Origin of the sequence: Sphingomonas hankookensis, from assembly GCF_022664465.1 — a bacterium.
Taxonomy (GTDB): Bacteria; Pseudomonadota; Alphaproteobacteria; order Sphingomonadales; family Sphingomonadaceae; genus Sphingomonas; species Sphingomonas hankookensis.
Window position 1 is genome coordinate 436,757 of the sequence record NZ_JAKREV010000002.1, and the last position, 17,535, is coordinate 454,291.

At 68.8% G+C, this 17,535-nt stretch carries 18 protein-coding genes; 4 read left to right on the forward strand and 14 right to left on the reverse strand.

What is annotated here, in order from left to right; all coding sequences use genetic code 11:
• The 4 genes from lipB (at position 1) to MF610_RS07455 (ending at position 2,372) form a co-directional block, all read left to right on the forward strand.
• Entirely contained in the window at positions 1-687 is a 687-nt protein-coding gene (gene lipB, locus MF610_RS07440) for a lipoyl(octanoyl) transferase LipB (RefSeq protein ID WP_242194435.1), read from the forward strand.
• Between the two features lie 89 nt (positions 688-776).
• On the forward strand, positions 777-1,055 hold the full coding sequence (locus MF610_RS07445; RefSeq protein WP_242194437.1) for a hypothetical protein: 279 nt from the start codon (positions 777-779) through the stop codon (positions 1,053-1,055).
• Positions 1,056-1,261: 206 nt separating this feature from the next.
• Complete coding sequence (locus MF610_RS07450; protein ID WP_242194442.1) at positions 1,262-1,933, forward strand: hypothetical protein; 672 nt, start codon at positions 1,262-1,264, stop codon at positions 1,931-1,933.
• 304 nt (positions 1,934-2,237) lie between these two features.
• Entirely contained in the window at positions 2,238-2,372 is a 135-nt protein-coding gene (locus MF610_RS07455; RefSeq protein ID WP_242194445.1) for an entericidin A/B family lipoprotein, read from the forward strand.
• A 286-nt stretch (positions 2,373-2,658) separates the two neighbouring features.
• On the opposite strand, the gene tatC is transcribed toward MF610_RS07455, so the two are convergent.
• The 14 genes from tatC to ftsZ all read right to left on the reverse strand — a co-directional run bounded on the left by tatC (position 2,659) and on the right by ftsZ (position 17,428).
• Positions 2,659-3,450, reverse strand: coding sequence for a twin-arginine translocase subunit TatC (gene tatC, locus MF610_RS07460; RefSeq protein ID WP_242194446.1), 792 nt, complete (start codon positions 3,448-3,450; stop codon positions 2,659-2,661).
• Positions 3,447-3,869, reverse strand: coding sequence for a Sec-independent protein translocase protein TatB (tatB, locus tag MF610_RS07465; RefSeq protein WP_242194449.1), 423 nt, complete (start codon positions 3,867-3,869; stop codon positions 3,447-3,449). Before tatB ends, tatC begins: the two co-directional genes overlap by 4 nt.
• A gap of 44 nt (positions 3,870-3,913) precedes the next feature.
• Complete coding sequence (locus tag MF610_RS07470; RefSeq protein WP_242194451.1) at positions 3,914-4,198, reverse strand: twin-arginine translocase TatA/TatE family subunit; 285 nt, start codon at positions 4,196-4,198, stop codon at positions 3,914-3,916.
• A 38-nt stretch (positions 4,199-4,236) separates the two neighbouring features.
• Positions 4,237-4,803: an SMC-Scp complex subunit ScpB gene (gene scpB / locus MF610_RS07475; protein WP_242194454.1), complete on the reverse strand. Its 567-nt coding sequence runs from the start codon at positions 4,801-4,803 to the stop codon at positions 4,237-4,239.
• Entirely contained in the window at positions 4,800-5,531 is a 732-nt protein-coding gene (locus tag MF610_RS07480) for a segregation and condensation protein A (protein WP_242194456.1), read from the reverse strand. The genes scpB and MF610_RS07480 overlap by 4 nt, the downstream gene beginning before the upstream one ends.
• A gap of 33 nt (positions 5,532-5,564) precedes the next feature.
• On the reverse strand, positions 5,565-5,996 hold the full coding sequence (locus MF610_RS07485; RefSeq protein ID WP_242194457.1) for a hypothetical protein: 432 nt from the start codon (positions 5,994-5,996) through the stop codon (positions 5,565-5,567).
• Between the two features lie 71 nt (positions 5,997-6,067).
• A complete protein-coding gene (gene nagZ / locus MF610_RS07490) occupies positions 6,068-7,072 on the reverse strand; it encodes a beta-N-acetylhexosaminidase (RefSeq protein ID WP_242194459.1) in 1,005 nt (334 codons plus the stop codon).
• A gap of 46 nt (positions 7,073-7,118) precedes the next feature.
• A complete protein-coding gene (locus MF610_RS07495; RefSeq protein ID WP_242194462.1) occupies positions 7,119-7,850 on the reverse strand; it encodes an SPOR domain-containing protein in 732 nt (243 codons plus the stop codon).
• Positions 7,850-9,577, reverse strand: coding sequence for an arginine--tRNA ligase (argS, locus tag MF610_RS07500; RefSeq protein ID WP_242194464.1), 1,728 nt, complete (start codon positions 9,575-9,577; stop codon positions 7,850-7,852). Before argS ends, MF610_RS07495 begins: the two co-directional genes overlap by 1 nt.
• 62 nt (positions 9,578-9,639) lie before the next feature.
• Positions 9,640-10,785, reverse strand: coding sequence for a DUF1501 domain-containing protein (locus MF610_RS07505; protein WP_242194466.1), 1,146 nt, complete (start codon positions 10,783-10,785; stop codon positions 9,640-9,642).
• A gap of 3 nt (positions 10,786-10,788) precedes the next feature.
• On the reverse strand, positions 10,789-12,213 hold the full coding sequence (locus tag MF610_RS07510) for a DUF1800 domain-containing protein (RefSeq protein ID WP_242194471.1): 1,425 nt from the start codon (positions 12,211-12,213) through the stop codon (positions 10,789-10,791).
• A gap of 71 nt (positions 12,214-12,284) precedes the next feature.
• Positions 12,285-13,445: a deoxyguanosinetriphosphate triphosphohydrolase gene (locus MF610_RS07515; protein WP_242194472.1), complete on the reverse strand. Its 1,161-nt coding sequence runs from the start codon at positions 13,443-13,445 to the stop codon at positions 12,285-12,287.
• A complete protein-coding gene (locus MF610_RS07520) occupies positions 13,442-15,430 on the reverse strand; it encodes a tetratricopeptide repeat protein (protein WP_242194475.1) in 1,989 nt (662 codons plus the stop codon). The genes MF610_RS07515 and MF610_RS07520 overlap by 4 nt, the downstream gene beginning before the upstream one ends.
• 489 nt (positions 15,431-15,919) lie before the next feature.
• On the reverse strand, positions 15,920-17,428 hold the full coding sequence (ftsZ, locus tag MF610_RS07525; RefSeq protein ID WP_242194476.1) for a cell division protein FtsZ: 1,509 nt from the start codon (positions 17,426-17,428) through the stop codon (positions 15,920-15,922).
• Between the last annotated feature and the right edge of the window lie 107 nt (positions 17,429-17,535).

The following is a 17,535-nucleotide window of genomic DNA, read 5'->3' on the forward strand; positions in this document are numbered from 1 at the left end:
ATGGCCCCTGATCCCATCGTCCCGCCGATCGCCATCGCCCAGCAGATCGAATGGCGCACCGACACCGCGCTCGTCGACTATCCCACCGCACTGGCGACCATGGAGGCCCGCGCCACCGCCATCGCCGATCGGCAGGCCTCGGAAATGGTGTGGCTGCTCGAACATCCCCCGCTCTACACGGCGGGGACGAGTGCAGATCCGCTCGAGCTGCTCGATCCGCGGTTCCCGGTCCACGCGGCCGGACGCGGCGGGCGCTATACCTATCATGGGCCCGGACAGCGGATCGGCTATCTGATGCTCGACCTGACGAAGCGCGGGCGCGATGTCCGCCGGTTCGTCCATGCGGTCGAAGCCTGGGTCATCGGCGCCTTGGCGACGTTCGGCATCCATGCCTATGCGGTGCCCGACCGCATCGGCATCTGGACCGCGGACGGCGGGACCGAGGCGAAGATCGGCGCGATCGGCGTCCGCGTCCGCCGCTGGGCGACGCTGCACGGCTTTTCGGTCAATCTGGCCCCAGATTTGTCACATTTTGGGGGCATTGTTCCTTGTGGGATCGCCGAATTTCCCGGGACCAGCGCCGAAGCGCTCGGGAAATCGGTCGACCCGTTGATGTTCGATGCTGCGCTCGCCGCCGGCCTTCCGGCGTTTCTGGACGCGCTGTACCCTTGCGCGAAAGAGGCTTGAGGGCGGCTCCCCCTTCGACTAATGTCCGGACCGGATTGGGTATTAACGGCAAAAAGAACGCCGCCTATCCATAGCTTAGGGAGCTTACCATGCGTGCATTCTCGAAGATCCTGACCGGTTCGATCGTCGCCGGCGCGGCGCTGGCGCTGTCGGCTTGCGGCGGCAACACCGAAACCACCGCTGCCAACGACGCGACCATCACCGACCTGAACTCGACCGACATGATGGACGGCACGATGTCGGACAACATGACCGCGGTTGACGGTGCCATGGGCAACGACACCATGATGATGTCGAACGACAGCATGATGATGTCGAACGACACCATGATGATGTCGAACGAAGCCGGCATGACCAACGCCATGTAATCAACCGTTTCGGTTGATCTGGCGAAGGGGCCGTCCGGGCGACCGGGCGGCCCTTTTTCATTGCTCGGTCGCCTTTTCGCGTTCGTTACGCCCCCGTGCGGCGAATCGTGTGGACCCCATGCAAGTTGGGGCTTGGGTCGCTGGCCAAAACGCCTTAACCATCGCTGCCTGCCGAGGCGCCGACACCCGCGCCGTGAAAGGAAGAGATGAGCGTAGTGCGTACCCTGGTCCTGGCCGCTGCCGCCGCCCTGACCGTCGCGGCGACCCCCGCGTCGGCCCAATTTTTCTTCAAACCCGCCGATATCGACGGTCCGCGCGTGACTGGCGAGGAACCGGGCGTCATCACCCAGGCATTGCCGGGCGCGACGCCCGCCGAGCTGCGCGCGGCCGTGTTGTGGAACCTGCGGTCGGCGCTGAACGTCGCGGCGCTGCAGTGCCAGTTCGAACCGACCATGCTGACGTTGAACAATTACAACGCGATGCTGTTCAACCATGCCGACGAACTGAAGCTCAGTTACGAAGCGCTCGACAAATATTTCGACCGCACCACCGGCTCGTTAAAGGCGGGCCAGACGGCGCTCGATCAGTTCGGTACCCGGGTCTATTCAGGGTTCTCGACCGTGTCGGCGCAGCTCGGTTTCTGCCAGGCGGCAAACGAGATCGGGCAGGAGGCGCTGTTCGTACCGCGTGGCTATCTGGGCGAGTTTGCCGAACTGCGGATGCGCAAGCTGCGCAACTCGCTGGTCCCGGCCGGCGAACAACAGTTCACGCGGCAAGTTCCGTACATGCGTCCGGTCCGGCTGTATCAGTTCGAGAACCCGAAATGCTGGCGCAAGGGCCTGTGGCAGGTGAAGCGCTGCGGCGCCTATCCGGCCTGAGACCCATTTTCAAAAAAACGCATATTGCCGGAACCAAGGATCACGCGTCCCGTTATGCCCTTCGGATAGCGATTTTATGCCCCCCCGCTCTCGCTATCCACGAAAAGGGTCCGGTCGGGCGCATACCCTCCCCCCCCCGGTAACGTCCGCCGGACCCATATTCTGGTTTCAAACTAAGCGACCCGTCGATGCAGATCGGCGGGTCGCTTTTTTGGTGCACCATTGGTTCCTGAACCGGAACGAATGGTTTCCCCAGACATTCCTTGCGCAGAGCGGGCGCGCCCCGCGTCAACTGGAGGTACTTATGCGGAAGATTCTCAGCCTGGCCGTGGTTGCTGGTGCCCTCGCCATCAGCGCGTGCAACACCGTCGAAGGCGTCGGCAAGGACGTGTCGTCGGCGGGTAACGCCGTCGCCGGTGCCGCGAACGACACCAAGTAAGCCACCGCTTACCTGCACCGAAAAAGGCGGCCCGGACCATGTTCGAGCCGCCTTTTTTCTTGTCCGGCGAACGGGACGCCATTGGAGATTAGTTCATCTGGCTGCGACGTCCCCCGCGAAGGCGGGAGTCCCTATCCGCCAGCGTCGTGGGATCGGCCGAAGCGTAGGCGTCTATGGATTCCCGCCTTTGCGGGAATGACGATAATCAACCGCCGCGACTGAACGATGATCCCGGTCAGGAAATCCCGTTGCCAAGATGACGTCTGGATCAACGGGAGTGAAAACCCTAGCCGCGCTCGGCCGTCTCGCTGTCCGTCGCTTCCGCATTCTCCGGATCGCGCTTCGCCCGACGCTTCTCGGTGAACCAGATCGCGATCAGCGCCAGTTCGTAGAGCAGGATCAGCGGCACGGCGAGCAGGAACTGCGACCCGACATCGGGCGGCGTCGCCACGGCAGCGATCGCAAAGGCGCCGACGATCGCATACCGCCGCGCGCCGATCAGCTGCTTGCGGGTAACGATCCCGGCCAGTTCCAGCAGCATCAGCAGCACCGGCAGCAGGAAGGCGAGGCCGAACGCGAACAGGAACTGCATCACGAACGACAGGTAATTTTCGATCGACGGCAACGCCTCCTGTTCGACGCCGCCCAGATTGCCCTGATAGCCCAGCAGGAAGTGCAGTGCGACCGGGATGGTCACGTAATAGGCCAGCGACGCGCCGGCGATGAACAGGATGGGCGTCGCCAGCAGGAACGGGAACAGCGCACGCTTTTCGTTGCGGTACAGCCCCGGCGCGACGAACTGCCACAGCTGGTTCGCGATCACCGGGAAGGACAGCATCATCGCCGCGAAGAACGCGACCTTGATCTGGACGAAGAACGCCTCGAAAATCTGGGTGAAGATCACGCGCTTCTGACCGGCCGCGAGCAGCGGCTTGAGCAGAAACGTCAGGATTTCGTGGGAAAAATAGAAGCAGACCGCGAAACACGCCGCGACCGCGACCGCCGAATAGAGCAGGCGACGGCGCAGTTCGATCAGGTGGTCGAGCAACGGGGCTTGGCTGTCGTCGATCTCGTTCATGACGGGGCCTTGCCATCGGCGGCGGGCGGATGATCGCCGGGCGCCTCGCGCAGTTCGGGGCGCTCGACCATCACCGGGGCGGGCGTAGCGTCCGGTACGGTCGGTTCGGCATCATGTACCAGCGCAACATGCCCCGGCGGCGGCGGCGACGGCGCGTCGATCGGGTGCACGGCGGCCGGCTCGGACGGGTGTTCGCGCATGATCCGCGCGTTTTCCTCGGCCCATTTCTTTTCCATCTCGGCCAGTTCCGCCTCGCGGACCATGGTATCGAAGCCGGAGCGGAACTGCCGGGCGACGCCGCGCGCCTTGCCGACCCACAGGCCGACGATGCGCATTGCCTTGGGCAGATCCTTGGGGCCGATGACGACCAGCGCGACCAGCGCGACGACCATCAATTCGGTGGGAGCGATATCGAACATCGGCGCTCAAGTTCAGGCGGACGTGGACGTCCGCCGGGGAAGGATCAGCGGTCGCCGTGCGGACGGTCGGCGTCGCGCACCGGATCGGTGTGCAGCGGGTCGCGCGGCGCCGGATCGCGGTCGTAGCCGGTGTCGAGCGGACGCTGTTCCAGCCGTTCGCGCGGACGCGCGGGCGGCGGCGGAACGTCGTCATCCTCGGCCATGCCCTTCTTGAAGCTCTTCAGCCCCTTGGCCACGTCGCCCATCATGTCGGAAAACCGCCCCTTGCCGAACAGCAACAGAACGGCGACGCCGACGATCAGCCAGTGCCAAATGCTAAGACCACCCATCGTCCACACTCCAAGCGAAACAAATCCTTGGGGCTCACTTAGTCGCTATCGTCGCCGCTTTCCAGCACGCTTGCGAATGCGTCGCCGATTGGCTCCAGCAACCCCGCCACGCGCAGATCCTCGATTCCCGGCAGGTCGCGGCGGCTGTTCAGCCCGAAATGGTCGAGAAACGCCTGCGTCGTTGCGTACGTCAGCGGACGGCCCGGCACCTCGCGCCGTCCCGCCGGGCGGACCCAGCCGGCGGCGAGCAGCACGTCGATCGTGCCCTTCGATATCTGCACCCCGCGGATCGATTCGATGTCCGCGCGCGTCGCGGGCTCGTGATAGGCGATGATCGCCAGCGTCTCGATCGCGGCGCGCGACAGGCGGCGCGATTCGTCGCGGTCGCGGCGCAGGAAATGGGCGAGGTCGGGGGCGGTCTCGAAATGCCAATGCTCACCGCGCCGGACAAGGCCGAAGCCGCGCCCGGCATGATCCGCCTCGATCGTGACCAGCGCGGCGCGGACGTCGCCGTCGCCGACATAGGCGGCGATCATCGGGACGGTCAGCGGCGTCTCGCTGGCGAACAACACCGCCTCCACCGCGCGGACGAACGGGTCGGTCATGCGATCCGCCGCAGTTCGATCGGCCCGAACGGCGCGTCCTGCCGCACCTCGACCCGCCCCTGCCGCGCCAGTTCGAGCGTGGCGAGGAAGGTGGAGGCGAGCGCCGATCGGCGATAGCGTTCGTCGGCCTGGGACGGCAGGAAATCGGCGATCGCGGTCCAGTCGAGCGTCATGTCGAGCATCGTCTCGACCCGCTCCATCGCGACCTCCAGCGTCATGACCGGTCGCGTAGCGACGACGTGCAGTACCGGGCGGGTGCGCGCGCTGATCCGGCCATAGGCGCCGATCACGTCGAACAGGCTGGCATCCCAGCGCGCCTTGCGCACGACGTTCAGCCCTTCGGGATCCCCGCGGAGAAACACGTCGCGACCGATGCGGTCGCGCGCCATCAGCCGCGCCCCCGCTTCGCGCATCGCATCCAGCCGTTCGAGCCGAAGTTGCAGCCGCAACGCCAGCTCCTCCGGATCGGGGTCCATCTCCGGCTCGCGCGGCAGCAGCAGCGCGGATTTAAGGTAGGCGAGCCACGCCGCCATCACCAGCCAGTCGGCGGCAAGTTCGAGCCGCAATGCCGCCGCGCGATCGATCCAGCGGAGATATTGCTCGACCAATGCGAGGATCGAGATGCGGCGCAGATCGACCTTCTGCGTCCGCGCCAGCGCCAGCAGCAGGTCGAGCGGCCCTTCCCACCCGTCCAGTTCGATCGTCAGCATCGGCGCGTCGGCGTCCATGGTACCGACCCTATCCGCGGGTGCGGGCGTCCGTCACCGATATTCGTGCGTCACGTCCTGATGCAGCCCGGTGAGCGTGACCGAACGCCCGTCCTGCATCTCGGGCATGGCGGTGATGCGCAACCAGCGCTTCGGCTCGCCCGGCGCGTCGATCTCGGTATCGATGGTAAACCCCCGCCGGTGGCGAATGGCATGGGCGCGCAGCCGTTGCAGCGCCGATCGCGACTCCGGCGCGTACATCGGCAGCGTGACCTCGCGGCGCGGCGTGACCCACAACGGCAACCCGAACAGGGCATAGGTCGAATCGCTCCATGCCAGCGCATGGGAGCGAAGGTCGCAGCGGAATTGCCCGTCGCCGGACAGGTCCGGGGTATAGCCGTTGCAGAGAATGCCCTGCGGCAAGCGGACGCCGCGTTCGAACAGCGGCCAGCTATGATAGAGTTGCAGCGGTTCCGTCGGCAGCATCGCGCAATTTCCCCAGCACCAAGCGGAGAGCAGTATAACGGACGGCCGTTAAGGCGCGGTTAGCGCGCGGCTCAGGTCAGCGCGAGCAGCCGGTCCCGGGTCGCGACCAATTCCGCCATCGGCACCGTACTGACCGTCCCGACCGCCGCCATCGCGCGGTCGAGCCGTGCGCGCGATGCCGGTGCGATCTCTTCCAGACGATCGGCGATCGCGTGCATCTCGTCCAGCCGCGCCCAGCAGTCGAGCACGGCGTCGCATCCCGCGGCGATCGCCGCCGCTGCCTTGTCCGCCGGGGTGCCGGTCAGCGCCTTCATGTCGATATCGTCGGTCATCAACAGCCCGTCGAAGCCGATCCGCCCGCGGATGATGTCGCGGATGACGGTCGGCGACAGCGTTGCGGGACGCTCCGCATCCCATGCGTCGAACACCAGATGCGCGGTCATCCCCATCGGCGCACCCGACAGCGTGGCGAAGGGGGCCATGTCGTGTTCCAACGCCTCGGCCGGCGCAGTGACGCGGGGCAGTTCGAGATGGCTGTCGACGGTCGCACGGCCATGGCCCGGCATGTGCTTGACGATGCCGACCACCCCCGCCGCGGCCAGTCCGTCGAGCGTCGCGCGGCCAAGGGCGGCGACCCGCATCGGGTCCGCGCCGAAGCTGCGGTCGCCGATCGCGCCGGTCATGTCGGGCTGTCCGACGTCGAGCAGCGGCAGCGCGTCGACGGTCACCCCGACCTCGGCCAGCATCATGCCCAGCGCCTGCGCATTGGCCTTCGCGGCCGCGATCGCCGACGACGGCGCGCGGTCGTAGAGCTTCGCGAAGGCGGCGGGGGCGGGAAAGTCGGGCCACACCGGGGGCTTCATCCGCGATACCCGTCCGCCTTCCTGATCGATCAGGATCGGCAGATCGGCCCGGCCCGACAGGTCGCGCAAGCTGTCCGTCAGCGCGCACATCTGTGCGCGATCGACACAGTTACGCGCGAAGAGGATATAACCGAGCGGGTCGGCCGCGCGGAACAGCGCGGCCTCGTCGGCGGTCAGGGTCGGGCCGGACAGGCCGAAGATGACGGGCTTCATGCGGCGAGGGCTACCGCAGCCGCCGGGCCGCGACAACCGGGGTATGTCACCGGGCTATGAAGCAATTCTCTCCGGCCAGTTTCAGCTTGCCGCACAGGTCCGACGCCTGGTTCGCACTGCCGGCGTTGACGCGCAGGCGGTAGACGGTCTTGCCCTTCACCTCCGCCGCCTGCACCGATTTGCCGAGCGGAGCGAGATAGGCGAAGCGGCGCGACAGCTGGTTCCACGCGGTGTTGGCCACGCCTTCGCTGGGGAAGGAGCCCAGCTGAACGACCGATCCCCCTGCCCCCGCCGCGGTTTCGACCGGAGCAGCGGCGGCAGGCGCACGCGCCTCCAGCCGCGACGTGGTGGTCGGCACCGCGGTCGCGACGCGACCGGTGCCGCTGCTGGTCGGGTTCGCGGTCGGGGCGGCGGCGCGACCCTGTACCGGCGCTTCGGGGACGGCGTTCAGGTTGACTGCGGCATTCCTCCCGGTCGCACCCTCGCTGGTGGCGATCGCGGTGTCGCTGTCGCCGGTCACCCGCATGCCGTCGGCCTCTTGCGGACGCGTCTTGTACGGCCCGTCCGGCGCGGCGATCAGGTCGCCGGTACCACTGGCGGTCGGCGCGGCGCGGTTACGCAGCAGGGCGAAAGCGATCGCCCCGACCATCAGCAACCCGATCAGCACGACCAGCACCGTGCGCCAGATCGGGCGCGCGGGTGCAAGCTCCGGCTCCGCGCTTTCCAGCCACGGCAGGCGTTCGTGATCGGGATCGCCGGCGGTGATCGTGTCGGCCATCACTTCATCTCCTCGACCGCCTCGACCCCCATGATGGCGAGACCGTTGCGGATAATCTGCCCGATCGCGCGCGCGAGGAAAAGCCGTGCCTGCGTCAGTACGGCATCGTCCGCTTGTAGATAGCGGCGCGACGGATCGTCGTTGCCGAGATTCCATGCGGCATGAAACTCTGCAGCCAAGTCATAGAGATAGAAGGCGATCCGGTGCGGTTCACGTGCCGCCGCCGCGCTTTCGACCACGCGTGGAAACTGTGCCGCACGTTTCACCAGCGCCAGTTCGACCGTATCGAGACGGGACAGGTCGGCTTGCGCGTTTTCGGCAATACCGGCCTCCGCCGCGCGGCGCACCAGCGAATGGACGCGGGCATGGGCGTATTGGACGTAGAAGACCGGATTGTCCTTCGACGCTTCGACCACCTTGGCGAAGTCGAAGTCCATCTGCGCATCGGCCTTGCGCGTCAGCATGGTGAAGCGGACGACGTCCTTGCCGACCTCGTTCACGACATCGGCCAGCGTAACGAAGTTACCGGCGCGCTTCGACATCTTGACCGGCTCACCACCCCGCAGGAGGCGCACCATCTGCACCAGCTTCACGTCGAAGCGGGTCCGCCCTTCGGTCAGCGCCTGGACCGCCGCGACGATGCGCTTGACGGTACCGGCATGGTCGGCGCCCCAGATGTCGATCAGCTGGTCGACGCCCTCGGCCTTCTGGAAATGATAGGCGAGGTCGGCGCCGAAATAGGTCCAGGTCCCATCGGACTTCCTGATCGGACGGTCCTGGTCGTCGCCGAACTTCGTCGAGCGGAACAGCGGCAGTTCGACCGGTTCCCAATCCTCGGGCGTCTCGCCCTTGGGCGCTTCGGGGACGCCGTCATAGACGAGGTCGCGCGCACGCAGCCACGCCTCGGCCGCTTCGGGCTTCTTCGCCGCCTGCAACTCGGCCTCGGACGAGAACACGTCGTGGTGGATGCCGAGCAACTGCAGGTCGGCGCGGATCATGTCGAGCATCGCCGCGACGGTCTTCGTGCGGAACAGCACCAGCCATTCGCTTTCGGGTGCGTTCACGTAGCGGTCGCCGAACTCGGCCGCGAGCGCCTGCCCGACCGGGACCAGATAGTCGCCGGGATACAGCCCCTCGGGGATCGAAATCGTCTCGCCCAGTGCCTCGCGGTAACGCAGGTGCGCCGAACGGGCGAGGACGGCGACCTGTCCGCCGGCATCGTTGACATAATATTCGCGGATGACGCGCGCGCCATTCCATTCGAGCAGGCTGGCCAACGCATCGCCGACCACCGCCCCGCGACAATGGCCCATGTGCATCGGCCCGGTCGGGTTGGCCGAGACATATTCGATGTTCACGACCTGCCCGCTGCCCACGCTCGAGCGGCCATAGTCGTCGCCGGCATCGGCGATCGCGGTCAGCTCGCCGCGCCACGTGTCGTCGGTCAGCGTCAGGTTGATGAAGCCCGGACCCGCTACCGACACGCTCGCCACCTCGGGAAGTCTGGCGAGCTCGGCGACCAACAGCTCCGCCAATGCGCGGGGATTGGTTTTCGCCGGCTTGGCCAGCACCATCGCGGCGTTAGTGGACAGGTCGCCATGCGTCGTATCGCGCGGCGGTTCGACCGTAATCGCGCGTCGCTCCAGCCCCGCCGGCAGGTCGCCACGGGCGACGAGCGTGTCGAGCGCGCGGTCGAGATGGGCGAAAAAACGGGGGTACAGCGTCATGGCGGTTCCGGTCGGTTGATCCAAACGCGCCGCTTAGCCGATAGCGCCGCCCCTGCAAAGGATCACGCCCGGATCAGTCCCGCGACCGGACGTCGCCCGCTGCTGCCCGGAAACAGTGTCGCCATCGTGCGCGCCGGATCGATGCCGAAATGCCCGGCGACCGCACCGGCGATCAACGCGTCGAGATCGGTCGTCGGCGTCAGGTCGCGATCCTCGTACAGCTTTGTGAGGCCCGGCCAGTCGGCCACGACGCGCTTGCCCAGCACCGTGCCGCCCAGCATCATCGTCGCGGTCGCGGTGCCATGGTCGGTACCGCCGGTGCCATTGATCCGCGCCGTCCGGCCGAACTCGGTCGCGACCAGCACCAGCGTCTGGCTCCATGCCGGGCCGAGCCCGGTGCGGAGTGCCGACACCATCGCGTCCAACGCCTTCAGCTGGGTGTTGAGCCGCCCGCGCTGTCCGGCATGGGTGTCCCAGCCGCCGGTTTCGATCATCGCGATCCGCGCGCCGTCTGCGGGGGCGAGCAGCCGCGCGGCCAGCGTACCGGTCGCCGCGGCGTTGCGGCCGGCATCGCCGCCGGCCTCCTGGGCGAGCTGTCGGGTCTGCACCGCCTGTGCCCACAACGCGTGGAGTTGCGGGTCCTCGGCATAGAGCTGGGTCACGCGGCCCATCAGGTCGCCCGAGGCGTCGGGCAGCGCGGAGGGAGCATAGGACGCGACCTCGCGCGTGCCGCGGAGCGCCAGCGGAACGGTCGCGGCGACGGCGATGGCGCGGGCATCCTCGCGCGGGAGCAGGGTCAGCAGGCGGTTGAGCCAGCCGTCCTTGACCGCATAGGCCGCAGCGCCGCCGGTTTCGAGCACGTTCTGCCCGTCGAAATGCGACCGGTCGCGATAGGGCGATGCGACGGCGTGGGCGAACAGCGCCTGCCCGCCGTCATAGAGCCCGGCCATGCCGGACAGTGCCGGGTGCAGCGCGAACATGCCGTCGAGCTTGCGCGCCGCCGCCGCATCTTCCGCCCATGCCCCGCGCAAGGCCGCATAGCCGGGGTCCCCGGTCGGCATCAGCGTGGCGAGGCCGTCGGCTGCCCCACGCTGGATGACGAACACGAAGCGCCGCTCGGTCGCCGCGCGGGCATAGGCGAGGCGCGGGGCGAAGGCGGCGGACAGCGCCGCCGCGCCGCCGATGAGGAAATGTCGCCGATCGGTCATGGCCTATCTCCGCAGGAACTGGGGGGCAACGAACAGCAGCGCGAGCGCCTGTGCCGGGCTTTCTGCGCGGGTGATCGCGGCCTGCGTCGCGGGGGCGAGGCCGTCGGGGAACAGCCGGGTCGCCAGCGCCCGCGGGTCGGGTGGCTCGCGCAGCCGCCCGGCTAGGCGCTCGGCGGCCTCGACCCGGCGCATCAGCGCGTCGGGGCCGGCCCAGCTGGCGGCGATGTCGTCGAATCCGATCGGCTGTCCGGGGCGCCAGATCGGCTGGCCCAGCTGCCCGAACAGATTGACCAGCTGCCGCCCCTCGCCCGGCGGCGCATCGGTGGCGCGCAGCGTGGCGATGGTCCATTCCCATGGCGTACGGAATTTGGGCGTGCCGGGCGCCCAGGCCTCGGGCGCATCGAGCAGCGCGCGGTAGACGGTCGGCAGGTCGCCACGCGACGACAGGAACGCACGCTCGACACGGGCGACGGCGGCAGGAGGCGGATCGTCGGCGACGAAGTGGCGGACCAGCTTGGTCGCGATGTGCTTGGCAGTCGCCGGATGCACCGCGAGGTCGGCGAACACCGCCGCCGACTGGTCCGCGCCCCCTTCGGCATAGTCGCGGCCAAGGATGCGGCGCTTGCCGGGCTGGTGCAGCGCCGGTGCGAAGACCGCGCTCCCCTGCTGTCCGCCCACGATCCGTGGACCGCCACGGCCGAGGCCGGCGACGGTCCAGCCGGTCAGCGCCCGAGCAAGTTCGGTGACGTCGGCCTGGGCATAGCCGGTGCGGACGCCCAGCGTGTGCAGCTCCAATATCTCGCGCGCGAGGTTTTCGTTGAGGCCGGCACGGCCACCGACCCGGCGCTGCCCGAACGGGCTGTCGGGGCCGACCGACTGCGCCTGATCGAGATAGATCAGCATCGCCGGATGACGCTCAGCAGCGAGGAGCAGGTCATGAAAGCGGCCGAGGACGTGCGGGCGGATCGCGTCGAATTCGAACGCGGCGGCGAGGCCGGTGACCGGCAGCTTGTCGGCCGACAGGGCGAAATGGTTCGACCAGAAATGGGCCAGCCGCTCGACGAAAGGCGTGTCGCTGGCCACCGCCGCGGCGGTGCGGGCGGCCACGCCATCGAGATAGAATTGGCGGACGCCCCGGCGAATCTGCGCGGCGCGGTTGTCGGGCGGGTCGGCGGCCATCGGCATCGCCTCCGCCTGCATATCCGCCTGCGTCGCGCGGCGTTCCTGCCGCACCCTGCGCAGGTCGGCCTGCGCCCGTGCCGCCGCCTGCCCCGCCACCGCAGTCGTCGCCACCCCCGCGAGCGCGGACGGGCGCGGGTTCCAGCGGGCGAACTGATCGGTCAGCCAGCGTTTCGGATCGGCAGGCGGCGTCGCGTCGCCGCGCGCGCCCAGCCCGAACCGGTTCCATGCAATCTCGCTCTGGGGCATCGCCCGCCACTCCACTGCCAATCTCTCAGGCGATCCAACGCCTTGATTGTCGCAGAGTTATATCAGCGGCGTCAGAATCCGTCGGGCAGGTCGATCGGTCCGACAACCTCCCGGTAACAGCGCACCGCAAAGCGATCGGTCATGCCGGCGATATAGTCGGCGATATGGCGACTGCGGTCGGGTTCGGCGTCGGGCAGCGTCTCGCGCCAGCCGTCGTGCATCGCCGCGGGGTCGGCGTGATAGGCAGCGAACAGGCCCGCGACGACCTGCTCCGCCATCGCCGCCGCCGCCAGCTGGCGCGGGTGGTGGTAGAGATTGGCGTACATGAAGCGTTTGAGCGTCCGCTCCGCCTCCGCCATCTTGGGCGAGAAATGGGCGAGGCACTGGCCGGCGGCGCGGACGTCGGCGACGGTCTCGACGCCGGCCGCTACGGTACGCCGCTGAGTCTCGGCGATCAGGTCGTTGACCATCGATCCGATCTGCGAGCGGGTGAGTTCGCCGACCAGCCGATCGGCAGGCACGTCGGGAAAGCGCGCGCGGACCGCGTCCCAGCCGACGGCGACGAAGGGCACGGCGAGCAGCTGTTCGAGCGTCAGCAGCCCGGCGCGCAGCCCGTCGTCGATGTCGTGATTGTCATAGGCGATGTCGTCGGCGATCGCCGCGATCTGCGCCTCCAGCGACGGCCATTCGTTCAGGCGCAGGCCGTGCGCGGCGTCGGCCCCGGCCAATGCCCAGCCGGGGGTGGGGATCGGGCCGTTATGCTTCGCGAGCCCTTCCAGCGTGTCCCAGGTGAGGTTGAGGCCACGCCAGCGGGGGTATGGGCTGTCGAGCCACGTCAGCGTGCGCAGCGTCTGGCCATTATGGTCGAACCCGCCATGCGCCGCCATCGCCGCGCGCAACGCATCCTCCCCGGCATGGCCGAACGGCGGATGGCCGATATCGTGGGCGAGGCACAGTGCCTCGGTCAGGTCTTCGTTGAGGCCGAGCGTCCGCGCGACCGCACGACCGATCTGGGCGACTTCCAGGCTGTGGGTCAGCCGGACGCGGAAATGGTCGCCGTCGGGCGCCATGAACACCTGCGTCTTATGGCGCAGGCGGCGGAAGCTGATCGAGTGAATGATGCGGTCGCGGTCGCGCTGGAACGCGTCGCGTGGGCCGCGAGTCGCGTCGCCCGGTTCGGCGTGGAGCCGCCCGCCATGTGCCTGCGGGTCGGCGGCATAGAATGCCTTCACTTGACCGGGACCCGCGCGACCTTCTGCCCCGCCTCGCTGGTGAAGGTGAACGCCTGCACCCCCGATTTGCGCAGCGTGTTGACGAAGTCCTGCGCCTCGGCATCGCTCTTGAACGGCCCGGTGAGCAGGCGGTTGGTCGCGCGCAACGGCGTGGTCCATGCCTGCCGCCCTTTGAGCGCGGATGCCTTGCCCGCCATGATGCCCCATGCGGCGGGGAGGCCGGCGACGTTGGCGCCGCCGGCGATCTGGACCCAGTGGCGTTCGGGGTCGGCGCGCTTGACCTGTGCCTCGCGCGCGGCCTCGGCAGCGGCGGCCTTCTTCTCGTCGGCGATGCGCTTGGCCTCGGCCGCCTTCTTGGCGGTGGCGGCACGGGCGGCGGCTTCCTTCTTCGCCTCGGCGGCTTCGGCCGCGCGGGCGGTGGCTTCGCGCGCGGTCGCGGCGCGGCGGGCGGCTTCGGCCTCTGCCGCGAGCGTCGAAGGCGCCGCGACCGGTGCCGGCGGCGGTCCGACGCCGAGTTCGGACGCGGGGATGTCGAGGTTGCGGATGATGCGGGCGAGCACATCGTCGTTCGATTCGGTGCGCGCGGCGACGGTCGCGGCGGCGCTGGAGACGGCGGGCGTCGCCGCCGGCGGGGTCGGCGCAGGGGCCGTGTTGCTGGCGACCGCGGCGGGCGCTGCGGTCTCTGCGGGGCGATCGACCAGCGTTACGGGCACCGGAGCGGAGGCGACCTGGACCGGCGGGCGCGCGGCCTGTTCGGCGCGGTCGCGGGCGGCGAGTGCCTCGGCAGCGACGCGGCGTTCCTCGGTTTGGCGGGCGGCGACGCGTTGCGCTTCGACCCGGGTCGCTTCGGCGAGACGCGCCTGTTCGGCCTGTTGCGCGGCGAGCTGCCGCTGCGCGAGCGCGGCGCGGCGGGCAGCTTCGTCGGCCTGTGCCTGGGCAAGCTGCTGGGCGCGGGCGTCGGCGGCGCGGCGGGTCGCTTCGGCCTGCGCGGCCTGTGCCTGAGCCAGTTGCTGCGCACGGGCGTCGGCGGCGCGACGGGTGGCCTCGGTCTGAGCAGCCAGCGCGGCGGCGGCCTGACGCTGGCGTTCGGCGCGGCGCTCGGCATAGGTCGACGAGCGAGCGGTAGTGCGCGCCGTCGCGGCGGGTGCAGGCGTCGTTGCGGAGGCCAGCGCGACCGGCGGCGCAGTGCGGACCGGGGCGGGCAGCGCCGGGGCGAGGCGCGCGTCGGCCAGCCGCTCGGGGCTCGGCACCAGCCGGCCGTAATGGACGGCGAAGGCGCGGTCGGCGCCAGCCAGTTGCGGCAGGCGGCGGAAGAAGGGCGAGAGGCTGGCGGAGAAGCCCGGCAGCACGCTGGCGGTGATCTTGTCGGCACCGGCGGCATCGCCCGACATGGCGAGGACGAAGGCGCGCACCCGCCACGCGGCGCGGTCGCCCTTTTGGAGCAGCGGGTTGAGGACGGCGGTCGATCCGGTCACGTCGCCATCGATGCCGAGCGACAGCGCGAGGCGGCGGGTCACCTCGTCATCGTCGCCGGCCCGCAGCGCCTGCCGGTAGTCCGCCTGCGCCAGCGACCCGCGGCCGAGCAGGTCATAGGCAAGACCGCGTTCGGCGAGGTACGGGGTCATGTTCACGCCCGCCCGTTCGGCTGAGGCGAACAGCGCCAGCGCCTCGCCCGGACGCTCCATCCCGACCAGCGCGACGCCGCGCGCGGCGCGGATGCGCGGGTCGTTCGGCGCGACCTTTTCGGCGCGGGCTAGGAACTGCATCGCCGCGTCGGTATCGCCGAGCTTGCCCGACAGTCGCCCCGCCTCGACCAGCGCCGACACGTCGTTCGGGCTGCGGCCGAGGACGCGCATCTGTTCCGACAGCCGGTCGGCATTGGGAGTCAGCGGCTGGACGATCGCGCCGGGCTGCGCGGCGGCCGGCAGGGGCGATGCGGTGGCGAGCAGCAGCGCGGTCAAATGGAGCGGTGAGAGTCGGGTCATGGGCGGGACCGCTTAACCATGCGGCGGCTGAACGGGGAATGTTCAGGTGCCGATGCGGCGACGAAGCGAGCGGTGGTGGCGATGAAGCGAGCTATGCGCGGTCAAAGTTCACTAAGTTCACACTAATGGGCGTTTTGCGTGTCGCGTGGGGGGTTGTCCGGCGGGGCGCGGGTTTGTGGAATGGGAAGCGACAGGTTGGCCGGGGACGGCGTTGTAGGAAAGGGGTTTTGCGATCAATGCCGCGCGCATCGAACCTTCGTCCGGCGAACAACTTTCTATACTCGTCACCCCGGAGTTGATCCGGGTCCCGCTTTCCCGATCTGTCGAAACAGAAGAAGAAGGGTGACCCCGGATCAAGCCCGGGGTGACGTGCATGGGGTTGGGTGACAGTCGCTTAGCGTCGGGAGTGGGCGAAACAGTTCCGTCGCCGTTCGGGGGCACGCCCTCGACCGTCCCCTCCCCGCGCGGCGGGGAGGAGTTTAGTGCCGTTTACTGGTTGTTCTGCCGGTGCAGGAAGCGCGGGATGTCCAGCGGTTCCTTCGCATCGTCGGTGCCGCGGGCCGGCGCGCGGCCGGCATTGGCCATGCGTTCGAACAGCGTGCCGCCGGGCTTGCGGGCCGGCGCAGCTTCTTCCCGCGGCGCTTCCGCCGGGGCGTCGGGAGTCAGCCAGCGGCGGCGGCCGTCGCTGGACGACGCGCCGAAGTCGCTTGCCGGGGTCGGTGCAGGCATCGGGGCTGCGGCCTGTTCGGCACCCAGCACCAGTTCGTCCTCGTCATGCTGCACGGTGGCCGGCGTGTCGTAGGTAGAATGCGGCACGGCGCGTTCCGACACCGATGGCTGGCTCGCGCCCTGCGGGAAACGGTCCATCGGCGCGGGCGCCGGGGCTTCTTCCAGATGCTCGGCGGCGGCACCGCTCGGCGCGACCGGCGCGGCGGCGGGCGCCGAGGGCGCGGCGGCGCGACGCGGCGCGTTGAACGAGAAGGCGCGGGTCGGTTCGGCCTGTGCCGGCTGCGGCGCGGCCTGCGACGGGGCTTCGTCCTCGATGCCGGTCGCGACGACCGAGACGCGGATCTTGCCTTCCAGCTCGCTGTTGAACGCCGAACCCCAGATGATGTTGGCGTCGTCGTCGACCAGTTCGCGGATGTGGTTCGCGGCTTCGTCCACTTCGAGCAGGCGCATGTCGTCGCCGCCGGTGATCGACACGATCACGCCCTTGGCGCCGTTCAGCGACACGCCGTCGAGCAGCGGGTTGGCGATCGCCTGCTGCGCGGCTTCGATGGCGCGGTTGTCGCCCTCGGCCTCGCCGGTGCCCATCATCGCCTTGCCCATTTCCTGCATCACCGAACGGACGTCGGCGAAGTCGAGGTTGATGAGGCCGGGCATGACCATCAGGTCGGTGATGCCGCGCACGCCCTGCTGCAACACTTCGTCCGCCATTTCAAAGGCTTGCTTGAAGGTCGTGTTGGCGTTGGCGATCAGGAACAGGTTCTGGTTCGGGATGACGATCAGCGTGTCGACATACTTCTGCAGTTCCTCGATGCCGGCATCGGCCGACTTCGCGCGGCGCTTGCCCTCGAACGCGAACGGACGGGTCACGACACCGACGGTCAGGATACCCATCTCGCGCGCGGCCTTCGCGATCACGGGGGCAGCGCCGGTGCCGGTGCCGCCGCCCATGCCGGCGGCGATGAAGCACATGTGCGCGCCCTCGAGCGACTTCTGCACCTGCTCGATGGTTTCCTCGGCCGCGGCGCGACCGATTTCGGGGCGGCTGCCGGCACCAAGCCCCTGGGTGATCTTCGCACCCAGCTGGATACGCTGCGGCGCGGACGACTGCTTCAACGCCTGTGCGTCGGTGTTGGCGACGAGGAACTCGACCCCCTGCACTTCGGCGCGGATCATGTTGGCGATCGCGTTGCCGCCGGCACCGCCGACCCCGATGACGGTGATGCGCGGGGTCAATTCATCCACGTCGGGTGCCAGAAATTCGATGCTCATACTCGGTCTCCCTGTCCCGGCCGGCACCGGGCACAAATTTCGAAAGGCGGTTGTGCATCAAGCCGGGGGACGATCCTAGCCCCCCACCCGGCCCGATGGTAATAAAA

Coding starts and splice junctions, on each gene's coding strand:
- ftsZ (WP_242194476.1), bottom strand. CDS start 17,428: ATGAGCATCGAATTTCTGGCACCCGACGTGGATGAATTGACCCCGCGC.
- MF610_RS07445 (WP_242194437.1), top strand. CDS start 777: ATGCGTGCATTCTCGAAGATCCTGACCGGTTCGATCGTCGCCGGCGCG.
- MF610_RS07485 (WP_242194457.1), bottom strand. CDS start 5,996: ATGCTGCCGACGGAACCGCTGCAACTCTATCATAGCTGGCCGCTGTTC.
- MF610_RS07480 (WP_242194456.1), bottom strand. CDS start 5,531: ATGGACGCCGACGCGCCGATGCTGACGATCGAACTGGACGGGTGGGAA.
- MF610_RS07510 (WP_242194471.1), bottom strand. CDS start 12,213: ATGCCCCAGAGCGAGATTGCATGGAACCGGTTCGGGCTGGGCGCGCGC.
- MF610_RS07505 (WP_242194466.1), bottom strand. CDS start 10,785: ATGACCGATCGGCGACATTTCCTCATCGGCGGCGCGGCGGCGCTGTCC.
- nagZ (WP_242194459.1), bottom strand. CDS start 7,072: ATGAAGCCCGTCATCTTCGGCCTGTCCGGCCCGACCCTGACCGCCGAC.
- MF610_RS07520 (WP_242194475.1), bottom strand. CDS start 15,430: ATGACCCGACTCTCACCGCTCCATTTGACCGCGCTGCTGCTCGCCACC.
- tatB (WP_242194449.1), bottom strand. CDS start 3,869: ATGTTCGATATCGCTCCCACCGAATTGATGGTCGTCGCGCTGGTCGCG.
- MF610_RS07455 (WP_242194445.1), top strand. CDS start 2,238: ATGCGGAAGATTCTCAGCCTGGCCGTGGTTGCTGGTGCCCTCGCCATC.
- tatC (WP_242194446.1), bottom strand. CDS start 3,450: ATGAACGAGATCGACGACAGCCAAGCCCCGTTGCTCGACCACCTGATC.
- MF610_RS07470 (WP_242194451.1), bottom strand. CDS start 4,198: ATGGGTGGTCTTAGCATTTGGCACTGGCTGATCGTCGGCGTCGCCGTT.
- lipB (WP_242194435.1), top strand. CDS start 1: ATGGCCCCTGATCCCATCGTCCCGCCGATCGCCATCGCCCAGCAGATC.
- MF610_RS07495 (WP_242194462.1), bottom strand. CDS start 7,850: ATGGCCGACACGATCACCGCCGGCGATCCCGATCACGAACGCCTGCCG.
- MF610_RS07450 (WP_242194442.1), top strand. CDS start 1,262: ATGAGCGTAGTGCGTACCCTGGTCCTGGCCGCTGCCGCCGCCCTGACC.
- scpB (WP_242194454.1), bottom strand. CDS start 4,803: ATGACCGACCCGTTCGTCCGCGCGGTGGAGGCGGTGTTGTTCGCCAGC.
- argS (WP_242194464.1), bottom strand. CDS start 9,577: ATGACGCTGTACCCCCGTTTTTTCGCCCATCTCGACCGCGCGCTCGAC.